This is a genomic window from Calditerrivibrio sp. (genome assembly GCA_026415135.1).
In the GTDB taxonomy this organism is placed as follows: domain Bacteria; phylum Chrysiogenota; class Deferribacteres; order Deferribacterales; family Calditerrivibrionaceae; genus Calditerrivibrio.
On record JAOAHS010000030.1, the window covers coordinates 1 to 23,986 of the forward strand.

Consider the following 23,986-nt stretch of genomic DNA (forward strand, 5'->3'; position numbering starts at 1 on the left):
TAATACAAATAAGGAGGTGTGTATGAATAAAAAAGTTTTAACGACAGTTATTTTTTTAAGTATTGGTTCTTTAGCTTTTGCTAGTGAAGCACTTTTAAAAGAAGCAAAAAAGCATTTTGTGCCAATTCCATCCAAACCACCTGTTTTGAAAGATAATCCTTATTCTAAGGAGAAATACGAGTTGGGTAAACTACTTTATTTTGATCCCAGAATGTCAAAGAGTGGTTTGATCAGTTGTAATTCTTGTCATAACGTAGGTCTTGGTGGTGGAGATTTTCAAGAGACATCTACAGGTCATGGATGGCAAAAGGGGCCAAGAAACGCTCCTACAGTTTTAAATTCTGTTTTTAATATAGCCCAGTTTTGGGATGGAAGGGCAAAAGATCTTGCTGAACAAGCTAAAGGGCCCGTTCAAGCTGCTGTAGAGATGAATAATACTCCTGAGAGGGTTATTGCTACTATTAAAAGCATGCCAGAATATGTTGAACTCTTTAAAAAAGCATTTCCAAATCAAAAAGATCCTGTAACTTTTGATAACTTTGCAAAAGCTATAGAACTGTTTGAGGCAACCTTGATTACTCCAGATTCAAGATTTGATAAATACCTAAAAGGGGATATTAAGGCGCTTACAAAGGTGGAAAAAGAAGGTTTGAAACTCTTTATGGAAAAAGGTTGTGTCGACTGTCACAAAGGTGTAAATATGGGTGGTCATGACTATTATCCATTTGGGGTTGTTGAAAAGCCAAAGGAAACTATAATGGCTGGTGATAAGGGAAGATTTATGGTAACTAATACATCTAAAGATGAGTATGTATTTAAATCACCTTCTTTGAGAAATATTGAGTTAACTGCTCCTTATTTTCATTCCGGTAAGGTGTGGTCTTTAAAAGAGGCTATTCAAATTATGGGATCCGCTCAGCTTGGAATTTCCCTCAACAGTAATGAAGTGGATAAGATTTATGCATTTTTGAAGACTACCACAGGTAAGCAGCCTCAAATCAGCCATCCTATCTTTCCAGTGGCTAGAGAAAATACCCCTTTACCTGATCTGAAATAAAATCTTAATACATATTGGGGCAAATGATTTTGCCCCAAATATTTATGAATGTTAACAATCTATTGGTCAGAACATTAGGTATTAACAATATTATTTTGAATTAGGTTTTAAGATATAAACCGCCTTTGGTTTTTTGAAGATTTCAGATGCTTTAAGCAGGTCTTCTTTTGTAATTTGTTTTATCCCTTCAATGTATTTGTTAAAATAATCTTTACCCAATCCTAAGCTATAGAAGAAAGCATTGTACCATGCTACCTTGCTGTTTGTTTGGGCTTCGGAAAGAATTTTGCCTAATATATAGTTTTTATTTGCTAAAATATCTTCTTCGGAAATATATTTATCTATGTTTAAGTTGATCTTTTCCATGATTTCTAAGGCATCGTTGGCATTTTCATATTGTAACCCTATATATGCTACAAACCTTGAATTACATATTCTCGAAGAGTAGTAGGAACCAACAGAATAAGCATACCCCTTTTCCTTTCTGAGAATATTAAAGTATTTAGAGCTCATACCTCCGCCTAATATATCGGAAAGGAGTTTTATTGGGAGATAGTTTTTGTCTGAAGCGGAGGGGGCTGTGTATGAAAGGAATAGTTTGGCCTGCTTGATTCTGTCATATCCTTCTTCAACAAATCTATTTTCAGTTATCGCTGAGCCATTACAATCTATAGAATAACTACTATTTTTAACCGGTACTTTTGAAAATATCGCTATCAATTTTTCTAGAAATGAATCTGTGTAGTTTCCAGCAATGGATACTATGATATCGTTACCATTCATTATATTGCTGTAATATTGTTTTATGTTTTCGGGAGTCAATGAAGATACAGATTCTATTGTACCTAACATGTTTAAGCTATAAGGAAAGTTGCCATAGGTTGTTTTATTAAAACCTTCACCAGCAACTGCATTGGCATTGTCTTTAATGCTTTTTATCCTGTTTATTTGTATATTTTTTTCAATGGAAAAAACCTTAGAGTCAAATATTGGTGAAAGCAAAAACTGTTCAAACTCAGGTATGATTTCATTAGAGAATTCTGATATGATTGAGAGGTTTAGTTCACCATAATCATAGGTGACAGAAGTATTTATTATGCCACCGTAGTATTCAATTTTTTCGAGAATTGGGTTGCTCTTCAGCCAAACTGTGCTAAATAAAGTTCCAACTCCAAGAGTACTCATGTTTTCTCTAAAAATACCACCTTTAAAAAAAACAGTAACTGAAACGGTATTTGTGTAGTCTCTTTTCTCTGTTAGTAGCGTTATACCATTATTGAGCATTCTTATATCTCCTGCATAGATATTGATTGTAAAGATTGTAAGCAAAAAAACAGTTAAAAAGCATATTGTTATAACAGATCTCATTATTATACCTTTCTATTTAGTTTTCTAAATCCTTACACAATAAACTATCATAGGTATTTTTTTCCAATTTTCAATAGTATTTTATATTTTTAAACCTTGATATAGTTATTGAAATAGATGATTTTTGTTGATAATAAGTAAAAAATTATCCGTGGGCTAGTTAAGCTTTGGGAATATTATTAACAATAATAATCTTTATGTGGATAAGCCAATATATTTATGAAAAGGATTATGATCAATGGTCAAACTTATATCTTGTCTTCTCCCAACCTTGAGGTGAAAAATTCCCTTTTATAAGTTTGGAATAAGTTTTATGTCTTTTTAAAAGAGGTTTTTAAAAACTATATGTGTTCAACATTTGTCAAGTAGTGGAAGTGTCTAATTGTTTATTATTACTTTTCTGCCATTAATAGAAATTTTGTCATTTACGATGAGATTTATTGCCTTTGAGTAGATAATGTGTTCTTTTTCTAATATTCTCGCTGATAAAGACTCTACTGTATCTTCATCGAGAACTTCGACAACATCTTGTAAAATGATAGCTCCATGATCCACTTGTTCATCAACAAAGTGAACGGTACAACCGGTAAACTTAACACCATATTCTAAAGCTTGTTTTTGGGCATTTAAACCTGGAAAAGCTGGTAGTAGGGACGGATGTATATTTATTATTCTATTTGGAAAGCTATCAACGAACTTTTTAGTTATAATTCTCATATAGCCGGCAAGACATACAAGGTCTATATTCTCTTTTTTGAGTATATCGATGATTGCTGTATCGTAGGCTTCTCTGTCTTTGTAATCTTGTGGATTTAAGTACACTGCTTTTAAACCATTCTCCCTTGCAAAGATTAAACCTGGGGCATCTGGTTTATTGCTTATTACAATGGCAATCTCGGCGTTTTTGATATTACCTAATTTGATATTTTCATATATTTTTATAAAGTTGCTACCGCGTCCACTGAGCAAAATTGCTAATTTTTTCAAAAATCGACCCCTTTTATCCTGATCTTATTATTACTATTAACTTCACCTATTAAATAGGCATCTTCCCCAAGATTTTTTAAATGATTTATCATTGATTTTGCATTGTTTGGATCTGTTATGATTATGTATCCAATCCCCATATTGAATACCCTAAAGAGTTCTTTACTTTCTATTACGTTTAGAGATGTAATATAGTCATATATCATCAGGTTTGGGAATTTATCAGGGTAGATGTCTGCACCTAAACCGTTGGTGATGACCCTTGGTAGGTTATCATAAAAACCACCACCTGTGATGTGAACCATCCCTTTTATTTCAAACTTTTCTAGTAAACTTAAGATATTTTTTACGTATATCTTTGTAGGTGTTAGTAAAACTTCACCTACCGTTTGTGTTTCAAATAAAGGTTCATTGATATCTTTTTTTAGGTAATCGAAGAAAAGCTTTCTTGCTAGTGAAAAACCGTTACTATGAAGACCGGAGGAGCTTAGTCCAATGATAACATCACCATGCTTAATATTTTTACCATTTACAATATGCTGTTTGTCTACTATTCCTACACAAAATCCGGCTAAATCAAACTCCTCTTCAGCGTACATGCTGGGCATTTCTGCTGTCTCTCCACCTAAAAGGGATATAGAAGCTTCTAAACAGCCATCTGTTATCCCTTTAATGACGGATACCATTTTGTCGGAACTTAGTTTGCCTGTAGCTATATAATCCAAAAAGAAAAGTGGTCTTGCACCTGTTACTATAATGTCATTGACACACATGGCTACCAAATCTATACCTATGGTATCATATTTTTCTGCCATAAAAGCTATTTTAAGTTTTGTTCCAACACCATCCGTCGATGATACGAGCATCGGTTCTTTCATATCTTTTGCAAAAGAGATGTTATAGAAACCAGCAAAACCACCTATATTTTCTGGAACATTGTTATTTAATGTTTTGGCTACTAATGATTTTATTTTTTCAACAAATAAATTGCCCTCATCGATGTTTACACCGGCATCAAAGTAACTCAATCTATTTTTAGTCATCCCTATTTATCCATGGACTTTATTTTTTCGATTTCTGCTAATATGAGCTTTTCTGCTAATTCTGGGACAATTTCCCAAATAGCCTTTTCAAGTTGTTTTGACAAAGCCTCTTTGAGAACTGATTTTAGAAAAGTTTCATCTATAACTTCAGATATAATTTTCTTGATTACCGTTTCATCTATCGTCGGAACAACAGTTTCATTTTTAGTAAGCACTTGTTGATCAGCAAAGGAAGAAACGTTAGGTATAGAGGTCTCTTTTTCGATGGATTCTATTGTAGAAGGTTTTATATCTTCTTTTAAAGCTTCGGTTTTAAGTTCATCAGTTTCATCTAACGATGGTAGTTCAACAGGTTCTTCTTTTAGTTCATAATCGGGCTTATCCTGAGAGATAAGATCTTCAAAAATATCAAGCTTGTCTGTTTTTATTTCATCAAACTCTTTTTCTAATTCATTTAGAGTTATAAGCTCTTCTTTATTGTCATCAACTTGGAGCTTATCTGTGTCTATCTCTTCTAAATCGGAGAATATAGTATCTATTCCTTCAAGTGCTACAGCTTCATCTTCTTTTTTCTCTTCAATTTGTATTTCTTCTATCTTAGATATATCCTCAGGCTTTTCTTCAAGATCTATTGAAAGCTCTGTTTCTTCAAAAAACTGTCTCGGTGGAATTTCATCATTTATTTCATTAAAATCTATATCTTCATTAATTTGTGACATTAATTCTTCCACAGCCGCATCTTTTTCCTCAGGTAATGGTACAACAATGTCGGTATCAAGCTCTTTTGGCAATATCATTGAAAGTTTATCTTCTAATGATTGGGAATTGAATGGTTTTATTAAAAAGTCGTCACTACCATATTCCAACACTTTTCTTTCATCAAAGTTATCGAAAGCTCCTACAAGCAAAATAACTTTTGCTTTATATACATCTTTTATCTCTTTGATAAACTCTTTAACATCTATCCCCTCAAGTTTGTTGTCAAGTAGGACTACTTCTGGGTTGAAAGATTTCATTTTTTGTATTGCATCTTCATACGCGAATGCTTTTTCCACGTCAAACTTATCTGTTTCCAGGGAGAGATCGATTACCCTGTGAATAGTTATACTATCATCCACCAACATTATCCTATTTTTCATAGGCACCCTCTAAGATTTTATTTGCGTCGAGTAAGTAACATTTATTATCCTTTAGTGAACAAACTCCTTTAACATATTCTATCATAAATTTTTCGTTATTGTAAGGGGAAATTTCTTTGATTTTTTCAACAGTTAATACTTTATCAACTAAAAGGCCTATGATCTTTTCATTTTTTCCTAAAAAAATAATGTGGTTTTGGCCAGAGTGAGCATTTTTTTGGTAAAGGGTTTTGAAGTCGATGATTTTTATATCTTCCAGCTGATTTTTTATTTTTTGATAGTCCTCAACTAATAGCACATCTAATACATCAAAGCAAAAAATATAGTCATCACATTTAAAGAAGAGCTTTTCCAACGATAGTCTCCTTGATTTTTGCAACTATTTCATCTTCATCAAAAGGTTTCATTATAAAATCGTTTGCACCTAACTCAAGGGCTTTATTTTTATGCTTATCTGTGGCTCTTGATGTGACCACAAAAATAGGTGTACTACGGTCTAACATTTCGTTTCTAATATTGTTTATAAGCTCATAACCGTTCATTAAAGGCATTTCAAGGTCTGTAATTATAAGATCAAATTTTCGCTCCCTTAGCTTGTTAATTGCTGAAATGCCGTCTGTAGCCTCTTCGTAATAACATTTTATACTAGAGAGAATTTTACTTAGATATTTTCTTATACTCAATGAGTCATCCACAACCAATACACTATTAGGTGTGTAGGCTTTTTCTTTTTTGTCAGTTTTTGTTTTTTCTTTTACCACAGATATCTTATGTTGAGAAAGCCCAGTTATGAGGTGTGAAGGATCAAGTATCAATGCTATTTCACCACTGGCTGTTATAGTAGCTGCTGAGAAGTACTTTATATGCCTAATGGAATGGGGTAACGGTTTTGTAACTGTCATAACTTTGTACAATATTTCATCAACGGTAATGAGAAATTTTTTACCCCTATAATGAAGAATTATACCGGAAGCTGACTCCACAAAAGAAGGGGTATTGGTTTGTTTGATCAAATAACCTAAGTCATAGATATCTATATTTTCGCCTCTGATGTTGTACTGATAAACATTCATTTTTTCTTTTAGATTGTTTAAATTAATTGCTGTTATTGCATTTATATATAACAGAGGGATTGCAAAAAGCTGGCCATTTTCCTTAATGTACAGATATTCCCCAATTACCTCTCTAAGGGGCAATGTAATTGTTATTTTTGTTCCTTTACCACTTTCAGAGCTTAATTTTACATATCCACCAAGTTTCTCAATACTATCTTTAACTACATCAAGACCAACACCCCGGCCTGATAAATCTGAAACAGTTTCTTTTGTGGTGAAACCAGGTAAAAATAGGAATTCTATAACTTTATCAGCTCTCATATTTTCTGCTTCATATTGAGAAACAAGCCCCTTTTCAATGGCTATTTTTCTTACTTTATCTATGTCTATACCAGATCCATCATCCTCTATGTCAAATACCAATGAATTCTCATAACGCTGTGCTTTGAGGATTAGAACACCTTTTTCAGGTTTTCCTGAGAGGATCCTTTTCTCAGGTTTTTCTATACCGTGGGATATTGCATTTCTTACCAAGTGAATAAAAGATTCTTTTAAAGCATCAAAAACAGATTGATCTATGGATAGTTTTTCGCCGGAAAACATAATGGATATCTCTTTGTTTTCACTCATAGCGGCGGTTTTAGCGGCCATGATGGCAGTGTTGAAGAGTTTATCAACAGGTATCATCCTTGCTGATGTGATGTCTTTTCTAAGTTTATCTATTAGCCTATTGATACTTAAGATATCATCCTTGAAGGTTTCAAAAATGTTTTGAATAGCTTTATATGATAAGTTGATATCGTTAACTATCTCTGATAATTGTCTTGAGTACACATTAAACATATCATATCTATCTAGTTCACCTAAAGAAAAATCATCAGTGAGAGTTGAATCCTGTGGTGTGGTGTCTTTACTTATCTGTTGTTCGTAGATGTTTGTATAACTAAAATTCTGTTCTATATTGCTTACTATGCTGTTCAGTCTCTGTGTGGAGTAGTTTAGTTCCTCAAACTTTTCAATAATTTCCTTTATTTTAGCATTCTCTCTATTTTTATTGGTGACTATTTCCCCTAATATATTGACCATGTTGTCTATCTGGTTTATTTTGAGATGAATAAATTGTTCTGACTTTTCTATTTTTGATATTTTGTCAAAAACATCATCAGCTTTTTGAAGGATCTCTTTTCTATCGGTAGGGGTGACTAATATTGGCGTTGTTTTATCTTCAGAACTTTCCTTAGGTTCATGGCTTTCAGCATCTGAGAGGATTGCATTAATCCTCTCAGAAAAGGAAGTAACATCATCTTCAGTTAGATCATCATTTGTATTTTTTACAGCACTGTTGAAGTCTTCCACAAGGATGATAACCCTTGAAATTAAGGTTTTGTTTAACCTTTTAGAACCTATTCTCATAAAGTCAAAGAGATTTTCTAAATGATGAGCAATGGCGGAAATGTTTTTAAAGCCTACCATTGCGGCAGAGCCTTTGAGCGTATGGGCACTTCTAAATATCTCATCTATTATTGACCAGTTTTCAGTATCGATAGATAGAGTCTGAAGGCCATTTAATATTATCTCTAAATGTTCTTCAGACTCTATTTTGAAAAACTCTATAAGGCTTTGTTTATCTATTTTTGCCATTATTTTTCCACTTTAAATTTGTCTACAGCTTCTTTAAACATTTCTGAAAGCTGAGAAAGTGTGGCTACTATCTTGTTAGTATTCTTAACGTCTTCAACTGTCTTTTCAGATATCTCTCTAACCTCTTTTATGGTTATAGCGACGGATTTTGCTTCTTTATTCTGAAGTTCTACACCTTTTGCCATCTCAGTTACAGCCTCTGAGGATGAAATAAGCACGGAATTAATGTTTTTAATGGATTCTCCTGTTTGTTCAATGATGCTGGAACTCGCTTCTATATTAACCGTGCTTTCTTCAACCAGTTTTACAGTTTCTGCCGTTTCATTCTGGATAGATTTAATCAAGTCTGCAATCTCTTTTGTTGCTTTGTTACTCCTTTCAGCAAGCTTTCTAATCTCATCAGCTACCACTGAAAAACCATGCCCATATTCTCCTGCCCTAGCGGCTTCTATTGCTGCGTTTAAAGCAAGCATGTTAGTTTGATTAGAAATATCTGAGATAACACCTGTTATATCACCTATTGCTAACGATTTTTCACCCAAAGACTTAACTTTTTTACTCGCCATTTGGGAGTAGCGTTTTACGTTAAACATTGTATCCACAGTGGTATCGAGTAGTTCTAAGGATTTTGAAGCGTTTATAGAAGCCTCTCTTATTATTTCAACGGTTTTCTGAGCCATTTCGTTGAGTTTTATACTGAGTTCTTTAAACTTCTCTATTTTAGCATCTGCTTCTTTGAGTTCTTCTATCTGGATACTTGCACCCTTACTGGTCTGTTCTGCTGATAAAAGTAATTGTTCTGTAGCTTCTACAATTGAGCTACCGGCTTTTTTGATGTCGTTTATAAGTATCCTCATGTTTTCTGTCATCATGTTAAAGGCATCTGCTACAGATCCGAGTTCGTCTGCTGTTACTTCTGCTTCTACTGTTAAGTCACCGTCTGCTGCTTTGGAAACAACATCAAGTAGACTTATGACCTGTTTTTGCATTCTATCGATATCTTCTTGGGTTTGAATGTATTGGGTAATCTTATCAAGCATTTCATTAAATCCTTTGCCCAGCTGACCAAATTCATCTTCAGATTTTACTGATGTACGGATGCTATAATCACCTTCTCTAACTTTATCCATGACAACTGCCAGTTCTTGTACAGGTGTCAGCATTCTTTTTATATACAAAATCCCAATCAAAAGGATTATCATGACGATTAGGATGGTAATTGATGTTGAATACAACCTACCTTTTTCTATAACAGAAAGGACATATTGTTTATTTTTAATCATACCCACAATCATTTCGAGCCTGTCTATCTGAAATCTACTGAATGAACCCAGGTATACGTTATTCTTATATACTATTTCACCTTCGTATATATCGATATTTTTCATTTTTACTTTAACTTGATCGTAGACCTCTTTAAGCTCTTTCTTTTCACCTATAATCGATTCATCACCGTATATAGGTGAAACAAGTAGAACACCATCTTTATCAAATAGGACCGGAAATCCTTTTGCCTCTAAATTTTCATTTTTATGGCAGGGCATACATTTGCTATGAGGTTCATGGAACTTATGTCTGGTAAACACATTGTTTATTACAGATAAGTGGTTGTGTCCGTTGACAAAAAAAGCAAAGATACCTAAGATTTTATCGTTTTGTACTATAGGTGTATAATATATAAAATAGGGGAAATCTTTGGTTAGATAAGGTTCTACATATACTTTTCCAGGTTTCAAAGTGTCTATATCGATGAAGATCTCTTGTAGATCGGGTATTTTATGTTTTAGTTTTGATGCAAGGGAGATAAACTTATAGTTCTTATCCACAATACCTATTGCATCTACTTCCTGAATCTGTTCAAGCCTTTTTCTGATCAAACGTTCACTTTCAGTATTTTTGCCTGTAGATAAATCAAGGGCAAAAACAGGGTTTGTGGACATCATTAGTAGTTTATCTTTTATTGGGGCGTCTTTGGTTTTGATAATAGAATCTTTGAAAGTTAAAAGCCTTGTGGTTAGATCATCATATATATTGAAAATCTGTTTATTTTTTGAAAAGAAATATATTATATAACCTGATGCAAAGGCTGATATAAAAATAACAACTATTGAAAAGATAATAAATTTGCTTAAAACGGTCTTTCTTGAGAAAAACTTATCCATAGCCTACTCCTTATAAGAATTTATAATATTTTCCAAATCAATTATATTACATTTGACATCCTCATAATAAATGCTGTAAGTGCATATTGAATCTTTATTTTCTATGATATCTCCTTCATCAAAGACAGAGATAATATCAATTACCTCATCAACGTATAACCCCAAAGTTTCATCTTTAAAAGATAATACAATCACAGAAGACTTTTGGGATTTCCAAACCGTTTTTATACCAAATATCATTCTTATGTCATATACTGTGATAATAATATTCCTAAGGCTCATAAGACCCAATAGAAAAATACTACCACCTGGTACAGGGTAAAATTCTTTTGGTTCACAGACTTCAACTACCAAAGGTAGATCCACAAGGAAGAATTCATTCCCTACGCGAAACCTAAGGAATTTCATAAAAGGTTTCTTTGGTTGGAAAATGGGTTCACCTTTTGATTTCTTTATGAGAATCTCTTTTATCACTTAACAAACCTTTTTATTATTTCTAAAATCTGCTCTTCTGTAACCGGTTTGACCAGATACTCATCAGCCCCTTGTTTCATCCCCCAAAACTTATCGCTATCTTGCCCCTTTGAGGTTATAAGAATTACAGGTGTGTCCTTCAGAAAGTCATCTTTTTTGATATCCCTACATATTTGAAAACCGTTTTTACCGGGCATTACCACATCTAAAAGTATACAATCAAATTTTTCTGCTTTTAATTTTTCCATAGCCTTATCGCCATTTTCTACGGTTACGACTTCGTACCCTTCGTTTATCAGTATTTTTCTAATAAATTCTCTTTCTGTAATACTATCATCAGCAATTAGGATTTTAGCCATTTGTTAACTCCTAAATGTTTATTTTTATGTAATTTGTCATTAAAAGTGCAGCTAAGAGATTTTTAACAAATCTTTTGTTGTTACCAAAAAAACTTAATATTTTGCCCACTGTATTTTCTCCGTTACACAAAGTCAATAGTCTTTTTTCAAAATCGGTAAGTAGTGTTTTGTCCTTGTTAGTATAAAGTAGGATGATGTTGTCATCAAAGAGTAATTTGTTAACATCGATCTGTTCTTCTAAGAATTTCTTATATAGTTTGTTTAGGTTATCGGTATGTATCCAAGGTTTATTTGAAAAGTTCTCATCTATATTGATACGGTTTACGTAATAGTGTCCCTCTTCTAAATTCAGCGCATTATATAGCAATTCAATAATATAACTGATAAAAGTTCTTTTTATTAGATCTTCAGAGAAACCCATTTCCTTGACTTGCTTATATAATTCTTGATAACTTTTGACCTCTAACAGGCAAACATTAAAGACATCTTGAAAAAGTTCAAAGAGATTGTTTATTCTATCATCTCCATGCCACCCGTATAAAATAACTCCATTATCAAAGTAAAAGGTATATATGTCTGTTGTGTTAAACACAACTATTTCACCGGTACCATCCCCTATTATATCCTTTAACTTTTCTAAGGATATGTTACTACCTTTTTGATCACTAATCATATATGCGGTTTCTAATCTAAGATATTTTTCTATATAATCCCTTACGAATGGGATAATGTTTTTCTCAATCTTGTTAACAATAGTTTCTATTGTGTTGGATGATTCTGGCAATAGTTTTTTCTGAGGGGCTGAATTTTCTTCAGTAAGTTCAGGGACGATTTCTTTGAAAAGTTCGTCAGTTTCATCTTTTATTGATTTAATTGTTTTATAGATTTTATCAAGAAGCTCTTCTGGTTGAAAGGGTTTGGCTATGTAATCCACTTTGCAGAATCTCTCAGTAAATTTTGAACCAACATCTTCAGCTTTACTTGTTATCAGAAGGATAGGGATGTTATCTATCCCCAGTTCTTCTCTGAGGATTTTGCAAAATTGGAATCCATTCATTTTTGGCATAACGAAGTCTAAAAGAATTATATCAGGGTTGAATTCTTTTGCAAGCTCTAATCCTTCCGAACCTGTGGTGGCTAATCTGAGTTCAAACTCCCCTTCTGAAAAGATCATTTTAAAGAGTCTGTGCATTGTTGGGCTATCATCAATAGCAAGAATTTTGTACATAATAAAACCTCCAAAATTAAACTACCAATGTCTTTTAGGTAGATAAATATCAGTAAATACTTCCATAGCAAACCTATCTGTCATTCCTGCAAGATAGTCACATACTGCAGTTTTTTTATCTTCATTTATCAACAAATATTCCTTAGGTACCATCTCCAAATGAGAATAAAAATGCTTATATAAATTATATAATACGTTACAAGCTTTGTCAAACTCTATTTGTATTTTTTTAGTTTCATAAACTTTTTCAAAGAGAAAAGATCTTGCAAAGTTTATTTCTTCCAGAGATTCATTGCTTATCGAGATAAAGTTGTAGTTGTTTTTTATTGTGGAATGGATGACATCTATGACTAACTTACTAATTCTTTTTGAATGAGTTTCCCCCAGATTTTCATAAACCCTTCTGGGAACATCCCTTTCGGTTATTAAACCGCTTCTTAAAGCATCATCCAGATCGTGGTTTATGTAAGCAATTATATCTGCAAGTCTAACGATCTGACCTTCTAATGTGGTTGAAAGTTTAGATTTGTCAAAAATTTCCCCTTTACCTTTAGAGTGTTTTAAGATACCTTCAATGACTTCTTCGGTTAAATTTAAACCTTGTCCTTCTTTCTCAAGTTTTGTGATTACTTTTACGGAATGTTCATAATGTCTGAAGGGCTTTTCTAAAATATCGCTTAGTACTTTTTCGCCAGCATGACCAAATGGTGTGTGACCTATATCATGTCCCAGTGAGATTGCTTCTGTGAGGTCTTCATTTAGCCTTAGGGCTTTTGCTATTGTTCTCGCGATCTGGGATACTTCCAGGGTGTGGGTGAGTCTTGTTCTATAGTGATCACCAGTAGGTGCTAAAAAAACCTGTGTTTTGTGTTTTAATCTTCTGAATGATTTGGAATGTATGATCCTGTCCCTATCCCGTTGATATTCGGTTCTTATGGGGCATTTATCTTCGGGTTGTTTTCTACCTCTTGTCAAAGAGGATTTGGAAGCTTTGGGATGTAGGATTTTATGCTCTAACTCTTCAAGTTCTTTGCTGATCATTATTGTGCTCTAAAAAGTTCTGAAATCTTTTTATAAACAGGTGGAGGGACAAAGCAGGAAACATCGCCGCCAAGAGATGCAATTTCTCTGATCATACTCGAACTTAGAAATATATATTTGCTGCTGGGCATCAGGAAAACTGTCTCACACTCGGCATACATTTTCCGGTTCATAAGGGCTAACTGTAGTTCAAACTCAAAATCCGAAACAGCCCTTAATCCCCTGAGGATAATATTTATATTGTTCTCCTTCATAAAATGTATGAGTAGGTTTGAAAATGGTGTTACTGTTACGTTGTTTAAATGTTTTAAAGATTCCTTTGCCATTTCTACCCGTTCATCTATGGTAAAGATAGGTCTTTTTCTTTTGTTTTCAGCTACTGCAACAATAAGTTGGGTGAACATTTTGGAGCCTCTTTCAATAATATCAAGATGCCCATTGGTCATTGGATCAAAAGTTCCTGGATAAATGGCTTTCATCAACACCTCCAAATCACTTTTATACCATATAGATATTATGTCAATAAAAAATTATTGAAAATAAAACTGTAAATCATATCTTAAAAATATGTTTAAAGGGGGTATTTATGGATATTTTGAGTGCTATTAACAGTAGAAGATCTGTTAATTACTTCGATCCAAACTATGAAATGACAGATGATGAAATAGGAAAGATTCTTGAGGTAGCTAATCTGACACCTTCATCCATGAATCTTCAACCATGGAAAGTAATTGTTGCTAAATCTCTTGAGATAAAAGGGAAGCTAAAAGAGGCATGTTTTAACCAGCAGAAAGTTGTGGAGGCTTCTTGTAATTTTATAATAGTTGCTGATCCTTATGCCCTTGAGGAAAATTTAGAGGCTGTTTTGAAGAGTTGGATAGATTTAGGTTACCTAAATAGTGAACTGGCAGAAAAGTACAGATCGATGGCTTTTGCTTTATATCAGCAGCCCGAGTCAACTGTGAGAAAGTTTTTTGCAATAAAAAATGCATCTTTTTTTGCCATGAGTGTTATGTATGCTGCCTTAGGGTATGGTTTTTCGACTCATCCAATGGATGGTTTTGACGAAAAAATGGTTAAAAGTTTGTTTAATCTACCTGAGGATATAGTAATTCCAGTTATTATTGCTTGCGGTAAATTCAAAGAAGATGCTAAACTATTGCCTCGAGCTTTTAGAAGGGATTTGTCTGAATTTGTAAAGATAGTTTAAAAGATAAAAGATAAAGGGAGGTAAAACCTCCCTTTAGTTTAGTATTTTTTAAGAACTTCTACTTTAATAGTCTTTTTACCTTCTTCTACTTTTTTATCCAATATTGCTTTTAGTTTATCCATTTTTAGCTTGCTTTCGATATGTTTTGATACTTCTTCATAAGCATAAGTTTTTGGCGGTTTTTTCTCTAAAACTTTTACAATATGATACCCAAATTGTGTTTTAAAGGGCTCGCTATATTTCCCAGGTGCAGTGGAGAAAGCAACATTTTCAAATTCTTTAACCATTATACCCCGTGGAAAATATCCAAGATCGCCACCTTTGGGGGCAGAGCCATCTTGAGAGTATTGTTTTGCAAGATCATCAAAGTTTTTGCCGGCTTTTAACTCTTTATAAATGCTATCTATTTTGGCTTTTGCATCTTTTTCAGACTGCTTTTCATCTATTTTTATCAAAATATGTGCAGCTCTTACAAGTTCTGGATCTTTAAATATATCTGGGTTTTTGGTGTAAAAGTCTTTTTTTTCGGATTCTGTCACGGTTATATCCTTTGAAATACCATTAACGTAGTTTTCTAAAATGAGATTCTTTTTAATCTTCTCCTTTACTTCTTTCTCATTTGTGCCAGCATTTTTCATGGCAGTTTCAAGCTCTTTAGGATCTTTGTACCTTTTTTTAAGGTCTTCGTAGGCGGAATTTGTTTTTTGATCTATATCCTTAGGGATTGATTTTGATGCAAATGTAAATAAGATTTCTCTTTGGATAAGATTTTTTACAATATCGTTTTTTACTTCAGCTATTTTTGGATCTTTGTGATCTATGGCTTTGGGGTCAAAGCCCTGTTTCATGACAATATCGCTAAGTATGGTGTTAACCTCTTTTTCATAGATGGTTACTTTACCTACTTTTGCTACAACAGTATCGTCTGCTAATGCTGATATTGAAAATAGCAGTGTTAAGAAGAATGTTAAAAGTTTCATAATAACTCCTAATGTTTTTCGATAATGATAAATTTACAATAAAAAAGTTCAAGAGTAAACAGAAAAATATAGTTGTAAAGTTTCTTTACATATATTGTTAAGAAATTTTATAAGCTTACTAGTTTATATTTAAGAGGAATTATGTTGATAGTTTTAATTTTTTTTTAATTTATTTATTTGACTTGGCTATGGCATAAATGATGATTATAATATAAGATAAAAATAGGAGGTAGCTATGAAAAAGTTTTCATTGTTTGGTGTCATTTTCTTGTTTCTATTTCCACTGATGGTTGTTGCCCAGGTTGGCGGTGGAAATATCCAGTTTAAAAGTAAGGCAGGCGATGTTGTCTTTAGTCATGAAAGTCACGTAAGTACAGGTGCCAAATGTGTGGATTGTCATCCAAAGCCATTTTTGACCACAGAGAAAAGGAAAAAGGTAACAATGGCCCAAATGGCTAAAGGGGAATCCTGTGGTAAGTGTCACAATGGTAAAACCGCTTTTAGCGTGAAAAGCAAGGCAGATTGTAAAACCTGCCATCAAAAGTAATTTTTAGGAGGATTAAGATGGATAAAGATATTTTGTTGATTATGCAAGATGATGTTAAAAGAGCTTCACAAAAAGATCCTGCAAAGGTTAAGTGGGGTATGCTAATCGATTTGAGGAAGTGTGTCGGTTGTCATGCCTGTACTGTTGGTTGTATGAGTGAGAACGTATTGCCTCCTGGTGTAATATATAGACCTGTGTTTGAGCTTGAAAAAGGTACATACCCCCAACTAAAGCGTGATTTTGTACCGAGGCCATGTCAGCAGTGTGATAATCCACCTTGTGTTGGAGTATGTCCCAATAAAGGTAAGGCTACCTATAAGGACAAAAATGGTATTGTAGCCATCAATTATACCCAGTGTATTGGGTGTGGTCAATGTGTCCCTGCATGTCCTTATAAAGCAAGGTATCTCGATAAAGGTGATTTTTATACAAAGGATACTCCTGCATTACAGCCTTATGAGAAGAGGAAGTTTTTTGAGTATGGTGGAGAATGGAAAAGAACAGATTTTAATCTACCTGCAGGTAATGCAAGGAAGTGCCATTTCTGTGTAAACAGAATATCCCAAGGATTGCTTCCTATCTGTGTATCAACCTGTATTGGAAGAGCTAATTATTTTGGAGACCTAAACGATCCTGAAAGTTTGATTGCTAAAAAGATCAAGGAAAGTAAAACAGTTACTATGGCAAAAGTTGGTGATGCAACACCTAGAACTGGTAACGCAGAATTTGGCGCATCAAAAACTAAGCCAGTTGTTTTATATATTTTATAAATAAGAAGGGGTGTAAAGATGAAAAAAGATGAAATTTATAGAAAAGAAACAGAATCTAATGGTATAACAAGGAGAGAGTTTGTAGGTGGCTGTGCTGCTGTAACAGCCGGTGCAATTCTTGCTTCTAATTTGGACTTTAGTTTGAAGGTCAAGGAAGCCCAGGCTCAGGCTGGTAATTATCCTTTAAATAAGCCTGAAAATCAAATATATTCAGTTTGTTTGCAGTGTAATACAGGTTGTGGTATTAAAGTAAAAATCCTTGATGGTGTTGCAGTTAAGATAGACGGTAATCCTTATAACCCATGGAACATGGTACCAAATATTAGTGCAAATACAGATCTTAAAGAAGCTGCAAAGATCGATGCAGCTATATGCCCAAGAGGTCAATCAGGTATCCAGTCTAATTATGACCCTTATAGGATTACCAAGGTTCTTAAGAGAGCAGGTAAAAGGGGTGAAAATAAATGGATCACTATCCCTTTTAGTCAAGCTATAGATGAGATTGTCAATGGTGGGAAGTTGTTTGCTCATGTTCCAGGGGAGGAAAACAGGGTTGTAGAAGGGCTAAAAGATTTATATGTTGTCAAGGATTCGGCTCTATTTAGTAGACTTGACAAAGCAATAAACGATATATTCAAAGCAAAAGATAAGAAACAAGCAGTCGAAGAATTTAAAGCTAAAAATCCCGATCTTTTGCCTTATTTAATAGATCCAGATCATCCAGATCTTGGGTTTAAGAACAACCAAGTAGTATACATGTGGGGTAGAAAAAAAGCTGGTAGAAGCCAGTTTTTCCAGCTATTCTTTAGAGACTATTTTGGTACCACTAATGCCCACGGTCATACTACAGTTTGCCAGGGTTCCCTTTATTTTGCATGTAAAGCAATAAGTGAACAATGGCAATACAATAAATGGGGTGGTGGTCAGAAGTTTTATTGGCAAGCTGATCTCTTGAATTCTAAGTTTGTTCTATTTGTTGGGGCAAATCTGTTCGAAGGTAACTACGGTCCTACGAACAGAACAGTGAGACTTACTGAAAGACTAGCAAAAGGGGAGATACAGATTGCTGTTGCAGATCCAAGATTTAATAAGCTTGCTTCTAAGGCTAAATATTATTTGCCTATCAAACCAGGAACTGACGCAGCTTTGTTTATGGCTATAATGAACTGGATGTTTGCAAATGATCGAATTGATAAAAAGTTTTTATCAGCTGCGAATAAGTTGGCAGCAGAGAAAACTGGTGAGGATACATGGACTAATGCTACCCTTTTGGTGAAGATAGATGACAAGGGTAAGCCTGGTAAATTGCTTAGGACCCATGAGATAGGACTTGGTGAGCCTGTGCAGATTAAAGATAAGGATGGGAAAGAGTATACCCTCGAGTTCTTTGTTGCCATGGACGGTAAATTGCCAGTGGGTGTAGATTTTAATAACGATTATTTAAAACAACCTGTATTTGGCGAGCTTTTTGTAGATACAACTCTTGATGACGGGAAAGGTGGCAAGATTAGAGTAAAATCTGCACTCCAGATTTTAAAGGAAGAGGTAATGTCCAAATCTATAGATGAGTGGGCGAAGATCTGCGAGTGTCCAAAAGAGACTATTATAGCTGTGGCTAAAGAATTAGCTGATGCAGGCAAAAAGGGTGCAGTAGATGTTCATAGGGGTGTTTCCCAGCATACAAATGGATTCTATAACGTTGTGGCTGCAATGTCTGTCAATATGCTTTTGGGTAATTTTGATGCAGCCGGTGGTTCTATTGTGCCTGCTACTTATTCCATTGGTGATCCTACAAGGGATCTAAAAGGTAAGGTGACACCCACAGGTATCAGTAGTATTAGGCATGATGTAAAATATGAAGAAACAACCCTTTTCTCTGGGTATCCAGCAAAAAGAAATTGGTGGCCTCTTGCTTCGGATATCTACGAAGAGATTATCCCTTCTATAGGGGATAAATATCCTTATCCTGTAAAGGCTCTGTTTATGTACATGGGTGCTCCAACCTATGCACTTCCAGCAGGGCAGACAAATATAGATATACTTGTTAATACTGATGTACTTCCACTTTTTGTGGCTTCAGATATAATTATTGGTTCAACTTCAATGTATGCTGACTATATCTTCCCAGATCTTACCTATCTTGAAAGGTGGGAGTTCCATGGTTCTCATCCTAATATGGCTTCAAGGGTTCAACCAATAAGACAACCAGTTGTGGCATCACCAAATGAAGTGGTCAAGGTTTTTGGTGAGGAGCAGCCAATTAGTTTTGAGACTGTTTTATTGGCTTTTGCTGAGAAGTTAGGGATGAAAGGGTTTGGTAAAAATGCATTTGGTGAAGGTAAAGATTTTACAAGACCAGATGACCTTTATATTAGGTTTGTAGTAAATCTCGCAAAAGCTTCACCAGTTACACCTGATGCTTCTGATGAGGAGATCAAGATATTTTTAGAGGCTAGGAAGCATCTGCCCAAAAATGTATTCGATCCAGAAAGATGGCAGAAGATAGCTGGGGCTGACTGGAGGAAGGTTGTTTATCTTCTGAATAGAGGTGGTAAGTTCCAGGAGTATGCAGATGTGCAAAAGGCTATTAATAATGGTAAAGTACCTAACCCATGGAAAAAGTCTATAAATCTGTATCAGGAGAAGACTGCAGGTACAAAGGACTCATTCACTGGTAAATCTAACCCAGGCTACGCAAAATACATACCTGTTGCTATAACCACAGGTAAGAGTCTCGAAGAGGCTGGATTAACTCAAGGGTATGATCTCCATTTGATTACCCAGAGGGATATAACCCAGACAAAATCCAGAACCGTTACTAACTATTGGTTGCTCTCTGTGTATCCAGAAAACTCAATCGTTATAAATCCGTTAGATGCAAAAAAATATGGTTTAAAGCAAGGTGATAAGGTACAGGTAATGTCTGCGACTAACAAAGAAGGTGTTTGGGATCTCAAGCATGGTAATAAGAAACCTATGATAGGCAAAGTTTTCATCTCTGAAACAATTAGACCGGGTGTAATCACCTTTACTTTGGGTCACGGTCACTTTGCTACGGGAGCTTCTGATCAGATAATAGATGGAGTCAAGATAAAAGGTGATCCAAGAAGAGCAGCAGGTATTCATGCAAATGCGGCTATGCTTATAGACCCATATTTGAAAAATACATGCCTACTTGATCCTGTTGGTGGTAGTGCTGTGTTCTATGATACCAAGGTTACACTTAAAAAGGTTTAATATGGTTGGTCAACGGGTAATATACCCGTTGACTTTTTCTATTACTAAAAAGAAGCGATATATGATGAAAATCATAGCTGCTTTTATTTTGTTCTTTTCTTGTATAAATGTATATGCTTCGCAACATATTATAAAAATAGGTGTATCTTCGATAGTTTCTGCTGAGACCAATATAAAGATGTATGATGGTCTGGCTGAATATGTTGCAAAGCGGTTAAATGTTCCTACTGAGATAGTTTATAGGAAAAGTTATAAGGAGATGAATGATCTGATCTCCAATGGTGATGTTGATCTTTCATTTATCTGCACAGGGGCATACATCAATTTAAACAATATTGAGGTATTGGCTGTGCCTCAGGTGGAAGGTAAAATATATTATAAGTCTTTGTTAATAGTAAACAAAAAAGCCAACATTAACAGCTTGAGTGACCTTAAAAACAAAGTTTTTGCATTTACCGACACTCTTTCGAATACAGGTTACCTATATCCCGTGTATTATTTTATCACAAATAATATTTTAAATAGAGATTATTTTAAAAAGGTGTATTATACAAATAGCCATGATAAATCGATATACCTTGTTAATAAAGGTGTGGTAGATGCTGCTGCTGTGGATAATATGATTTATGACTATATTAAGAAGAATAATCCTGCAAATGTAGAAAATATAAATATCCTGCATGTTTCTAAGGAATTTCCAAATCCACCTGTAGTTGTCACAAACACCATATATCGTAACAAACTCGAAGAGATTCTTTTGAATATGCATAACGATCCTGAAGGTAGAAAGATTTTGAGTAATCTACATATAGATAAGTTTGTAAAAATAAACAAGGAGGAGTATAATACGGTTAAAAATATAAAAGTACTTGTGGATAAGCATTTAAAAGATGCTCCTAACAAAATCTTTTAAAAAGCGTATTGTCATTTTTGTAAATTTTTTTGTATTTGTTATTTTCGTCATAGGTATATTTGTAGCTTTGAATCTCAATAGGAAACTGATTGATGATGAGCTACATAATCTGACATACCTTAATTACAAAACAATCGAAAAGACCATAGCTGAATCGATATTGTACGATGACATCTACAATGTATTCTCTACCATAGAAGGCTTAACTAAAAACAGTTTAATATTTTCTAATATTATTGTTTTGGACAAAAATGGTGAGTATATTGCAGATGGAAACGTTTCAAAAAAGGTACCTAATATTAGTGAAAAAGGGTTACACAAAATTTACGATATCAAATTAAATGAGTCTAAAATAGGTAGCATCATTTTTGAGTTGAGTAAAGATTATATTGATAATAAGATGAAAAGATCGTTTGTTGTATTGATTGGTTTTCATGTAGTGGCTTATTTATTGGTTTCTTTTATGTTGATTAAATCTATAAATTATCTTATGACACCTTTAACTGATCTTACAAATAAGTTAGAATCCGCTGATGATATCTCTAATTTGAGAAACAGTCTATCCATTAACCCTAAGGATCCTAAGGAGATATATAAGTTGAAGGAGATCCTTTTAAATCTTACTCTCAATCTAACAAAACAGATAGAAAAAAATATAGAACAGGAGAAAGAGATTTTAAAGAGGGATAAGATACTCTCTATAGGTATGATGGCTGCAGGACTGGCACATCATCTTAAAAATCCTATCATGACGATTAAGTTATTGATGAATCCTCTAAAGGATGAGATAAGATCCCAAGATGCCAAGAATGATATAGAAGTGATCAATGCCGAGCTAAATAGAATGTTAAATCTTATAAACGATTTTATGTGTCTTTCTAAAGATCTTAGAATTGATAAAGGATTTTTTTTACTGTCAAGTTTTTTCGAAGCACTCCACAAGAGAATCTTGGGGCTTAAGATGATCAAATTTGATTTTGTTTATGAGGATATTTACATATATTCTAATATGGAAAAATTGATTATGATTTTTGAAAACCTCATATCAAACTCAATCAATGCAAATGCTAAGTGTGTGTATGTAAAAGTCTTAAATAAAAATGATAAGGTTATATTTGAGTATTCGGATGACGGATCAGGTGTACCAGATAATATAAAAGATAAGATCTTTATACCTTTTTTTACCACAAGAAAAGATGGGACTGGCTTGGGCTTAGCTTATGTGGAAAATCTTGTTCACTCTCTGGGAGGAGATATCTATTTAGATAAAAATTATGGAAATGGTGCTAAATTTGTGTTAGAATTTAAAAATGAAGAAAAGAGTTTTGATAGTAGATGATGACAAGTCACTCTGTTATAGTTTAAAAAGGGTTTTGTCCTCTGAGTATGAGATTTTTGTAGCTAATAACTCACTTGAAGCAGAAGATCTACTTAACAATAATCGTATAGACCTTGTTCTGATTGATTATAGGCTTGGAGATGAGGATGGACTTGACGTTTTGGAAAGGTTCAAAAGAGCTTTTCCTGGGGTACCCTATGTCGTGATGACCGCTTTCGGTACAAATAATACCCTAATCGAAGCCATTAAAAGGGGTGCTGAGGATTTTGTATTCAAACCTATAGAGATAGATGACCTTAAACAACTTATTTCAAAACATGTTTCAAGGGATACATTTAAATGTGAAGGTAATTTTGCTAGAATACCTGATGACTTACCGGAGGAACATTTTGTGGGTTGTTCGACTCCGATTAAGAATGTTTTAAAAATGGTAGCAAATGTTGCCATTACAGATTCTCCGGTGCTTATAACTGGAGAAAGTGGTACTGGTAAGGAACTAATAGCAAATCTTATTCAATCCAATAGCAATAGATCTAAAAAGCCTTATGTGGTTTTAAACTGTGCAGCGATACCTTTTGAGTTGCTTGAGAGTGAGCTTTTTGGCTATGAAAAAGGTGCTTTTAGTGGTGCTTTTAAGTCAAAACCTGGTAAATTTGAATTGGCTGATGGGGGTACCATCTTTTTAGATGAAATAGGAGAACTACCTTTTAAATTGCAATCAAAACTTTTGAGATTTATTCAGAATGGAGTAGTGGAAAAGTTGGGGGCAACAAGTTTTAAAAAAGTAGATGTAAGGATTATTGCAGCTACAAACAGGGATTTGAAACAACTTGTGGATGAAGGTAAGTTTAGATTAGATCTTTTTTATAGGCTAAATGTCTTTAATATACATATACCCCCTTTAAGGGAACGAAAAGAGGATATCAGCTTGCTGACCTATTTTTATGTTAAGCGATATGCAAGGGAGCTATCTAAGGATATTAGATGTATTGCTAATGATGTTTTGAAAGCTTTTGAGGAGTATAGATGGCCCGGTAATGTGAGGGAATTGCAGAATGTTATAAGAAAAGCTGTTGTCCTATCTAAAAACCACTGCATAACAGAAGCTGATTTATATTTCTTAAAGGATATTTCAAAGGTAGAGGAATATTCCTCTGAGGAGCTTGTAAAATGGATCTTTAATCAATTTCCTCAAAATACCTTATCTGCATTCACGGAATACATAGAGAAATTACTCATAGAAGAGGGGTTAAAGATACATAAAGGGAATAGGACAAAAGTTGCAGAACATTTAGGTATATCCAGAGTAACTCTTAATGATAAGATAAACAGATATAAAATAGGCTAAATTGCAATTAAAAAAGCCCTCTTTTCGAGGGCAAAATTGAAAGGAGGTTTATTACTTTGGATATGTATTATTAAAATAGTATATCATA

Annotated in this window: 21 protein-coding genes; 8 read left to right on the forward strand and 13 right to left on the reverse strand. The window is 34.0% G+C overall.

Translation table 11 applies throughout. The features are described 5' to 3' along the window. Nucleotides 1-22 precede the first annotated feature (22 nt). The gene (locus N3C60_05615; protein ID MCX8084383.1) at nt 23-1,057 is read left to right on the forward strand and encodes a cytochrome-c peroxidase; all 1,035 of its coding nucleotides are present in this window, start codon (nt 23-25) and stop codon (nt 1,055-1,057) included. A 90-nt stretch (nt 1,058-1,147) separates the two neighbouring features. Here N3C60_05615 and N3C60_05620 read toward each other — a convergent pair whose 3' ends face one another. The 12 genes from N3C60_05620 to coaD form a co-directional block, all read right to left on the reverse strand. After that, nucleotides 1,148-2,425 carry an insulinase family protein gene (locus N3C60_05620; protein MCX8084384.1) on the reverse strand — a complete coding sequence of 426 codons (1,278 nt, stop codon included), beginning with the start codon at nt 2,423-2,425 and terminating at the stop codon, nt 1,148-1,150. Nucleotides 2,426-2,803: 378 nt separating this feature from the next. After that, nucleotides 2,804-3,412 carry a phosphoribosylglycinamide formyltransferase gene (gene purN / locus N3C60_05625; GenBank protein ID MCX8084385.1) on the reverse strand — a complete coding sequence of 203 codons (609 nt, stop codon included), beginning with the start codon at nt 3,410-3,412 and terminating at the stop codon, nt 2,804-2,806. Then, entirely contained in the window at nt 3,409-4,455 is a 1,047-nt protein-coding gene (purM, locus tag N3C60_05630) for a phosphoribosylformylglycinamidine cyclo-ligase (protein ID MCX8084386.1), read from the reverse strand. Before purM ends, purN begins: the two co-directional genes overlap by 4 nt. Before the next feature lie 2 nt (nt 4,456-4,457). Next, nucleotides 4,458-5,594, reverse strand: coding sequence for a response regulator (locus tag N3C60_05635; GenBank protein ID MCX8084387.1), 1,137 nt, complete (start codon nt 5,592-5,594; stop codon nt 4,458-4,460). Further along, nucleotides 5,584-5,949: a chemotaxis protein CheW gene (locus N3C60_05640; GenBank protein ID MCX8084388.1), complete on the reverse strand. Its 366-nt coding sequence runs from the start codon at nt 5,947-5,949 to the stop codon at nt 5,584-5,586. The genes N3C60_05635 and N3C60_05640 overlap by 11 nt, the downstream gene beginning before the upstream one ends. Continuing rightward, nucleotides 5,930-8,290, reverse strand: a complete 2,361-nt coding sequence (locus tag N3C60_05645) for a response regulator (GenBank protein MCX8084389.1) — start codon at nt 8,288-8,290, stop codon at nt 5,930-5,932. Before N3C60_05645 ends, N3C60_05640 begins: the two co-directional genes overlap by 20 nt. Then, a complete protein-coding gene (locus tag N3C60_05650; protein ID MCX8084390.1) occupies nt 8,290-10,452 on the reverse strand; it encodes a methyl-accepting chemotaxis protein in 2,163 nt (720 codons plus the stop codon). The genes N3C60_05645 and N3C60_05650 overlap by 1 nt, the downstream gene beginning before the upstream one ends. Before the next feature lie 3 nt (nt 10,453-10,455). Further along, nucleotides 10,456-10,926: a chemotaxis protein CheW gene (locus N3C60_05655; protein ID MCX8084391.1), complete on the reverse strand. Its 471-nt coding sequence runs from the start codon at nt 10,924-10,926 to the stop codon at nt 10,456-10,458. Continuing rightward, nucleotides 10,923-11,285 carry a response regulator gene (locus N3C60_05660; protein MCX8084392.1) on the reverse strand — a complete coding sequence of 121 codons (363 nt, stop codon included), beginning with the start codon at nt 11,283-11,285 and terminating at the stop codon, nt 10,923-10,925. The genes N3C60_05655 and N3C60_05660 overlap by 4 nt, the downstream gene beginning before the upstream one ends. A 10-nt stretch (nt 11,286-11,295) precedes the next feature. Beyond that, on the reverse strand, nt 11,296-12,513 hold the full coding sequence (locus N3C60_05665; GenBank protein MCX8084393.1) for a response regulator: 1,218 nt from the start codon (nt 12,511-12,513) through the stop codon (nt 11,296-11,298). Nucleotides 12,514-12,534: 21 nt separating this feature from the next. Then, the gene (locus N3C60_05670; protein ID MCX8084394.1) at nt 12,535-13,554 is read right to left on the reverse strand and encodes a deoxyguanosinetriphosphate triphosphohydrolase; all 1,020 of its coding nucleotides are present in this window, start codon (nt 13,552-13,554) and stop codon (nt 12,535-12,537) included. Next, nucleotides 13,554-14,033 carry a pantetheine-phosphate adenylyltransferase gene (coaD, locus tag N3C60_05675; GenBank protein MCX8084395.1) on the reverse strand — a complete coding sequence of 160 codons (480 nt, stop codon included), beginning with the start codon at nt 14,031-14,033 and terminating at the stop codon, nt 13,554-13,556. The genes N3C60_05670 and coaD overlap by 1 nt, the downstream gene beginning before the upstream one ends. A 107-nt stretch (nt 14,034-14,140) precedes the next feature. On the opposite strand from coaD, the gene N3C60_05680 reads away from it, so the two are divergent. After that, on the forward strand, nt 14,141-14,764 hold the full coding sequence (locus N3C60_05680; protein MCX8084396.1) for a nitroreductase family protein: 624 nt from the start codon (nt 14,141-14,143) through the stop codon (nt 14,762-14,764). A 38-nt stretch (nt 14,765-14,802) separates the two neighbouring features. On the opposite strand, the gene N3C60_05685 is transcribed toward N3C60_05680, so the two are convergent. Then, nucleotides 14,803-15,744: a peptidylprolyl isomerase gene (locus tag N3C60_05685; GenBank protein ID MCX8084397.1), complete on the reverse strand. Its 942-nt coding sequence runs from the start codon at nt 15,742-15,744 to the stop codon at nt 14,803-14,805. 235 nt (nt 15,745-15,979) lie between these two features. On the opposite strand from N3C60_05685, the gene N3C60_05690 reads away from it, so the two are divergent. The 6 genes from N3C60_05690 (at nt 15,980) to N3C60_05715 (ending at nt 23,898) form a co-directional block, all read left to right on the forward strand. After that, nucleotides 15,980-16,291: a cytochrome c3 family protein gene (locus N3C60_05690; GenBank protein ID MCX8084398.1), complete on the forward strand. Its 312-nt coding sequence runs from the start codon at nt 15,980-15,982 to the stop codon at nt 16,289-16,291. 17 nt (nt 16,292-16,308) lie between these two features. Then, nucleotides 16,309-17,061, forward strand: a complete 753-nt coding sequence (locus N3C60_05695; protein ID MCX8084399.1) for a 4Fe-4S dicluster domain-containing protein — start codon at nt 16,309-16,311, stop codon at nt 17,059-17,061. An 18-nt stretch (nt 17,062-17,079) separates the two neighbouring features. Further along, a complete protein-coding gene (locus tag N3C60_05700) occupies nt 17,080-20,298 on the forward strand; it encodes a molybdopterin-dependent oxidoreductase (GenBank protein MCX8084400.1) in 3,219 nt (1,072 codons plus the stop codon). A 64-nt stretch (nt 20,299-20,362) separates the two neighbouring features. Beyond that, complete coding sequence (gene phnD / locus N3C60_05705; protein MCX8084401.1) at nt 20,363-21,211, forward strand: phosphate/phosphite/phosphonate ABC transporter substrate-binding protein; 849 nt, start codon at nt 20,363-20,365, stop codon at nt 21,209-21,211. Further along, nucleotides 21,189-22,550: a HAMP domain-containing histidine kinase gene (locus N3C60_05710; GenBank protein ID MCX8084402.1), complete on the forward strand. Its 1,362-nt coding sequence runs from the start codon at nt 21,189-21,191 to the stop codon at nt 22,548-22,550. Before phnD ends, N3C60_05710 begins: the two co-directional genes overlap by 23 nt. Beyond that, nucleotides 22,522-23,898 (forward strand): sigma-54 dependent transcriptional regulator, encoded by a 1,377-nt coding sequence (locus N3C60_05715; GenBank protein MCX8084403.1) that lies wholly within the window; start codon nt 22,522-22,524, stop codon nt 23,896-23,898. Before N3C60_05710 ends, N3C60_05715 begins: the two co-directional genes overlap by 29 nt. The last annotated feature ends 88 nt before the right edge of the window (nt 23,899-23,986 follow it).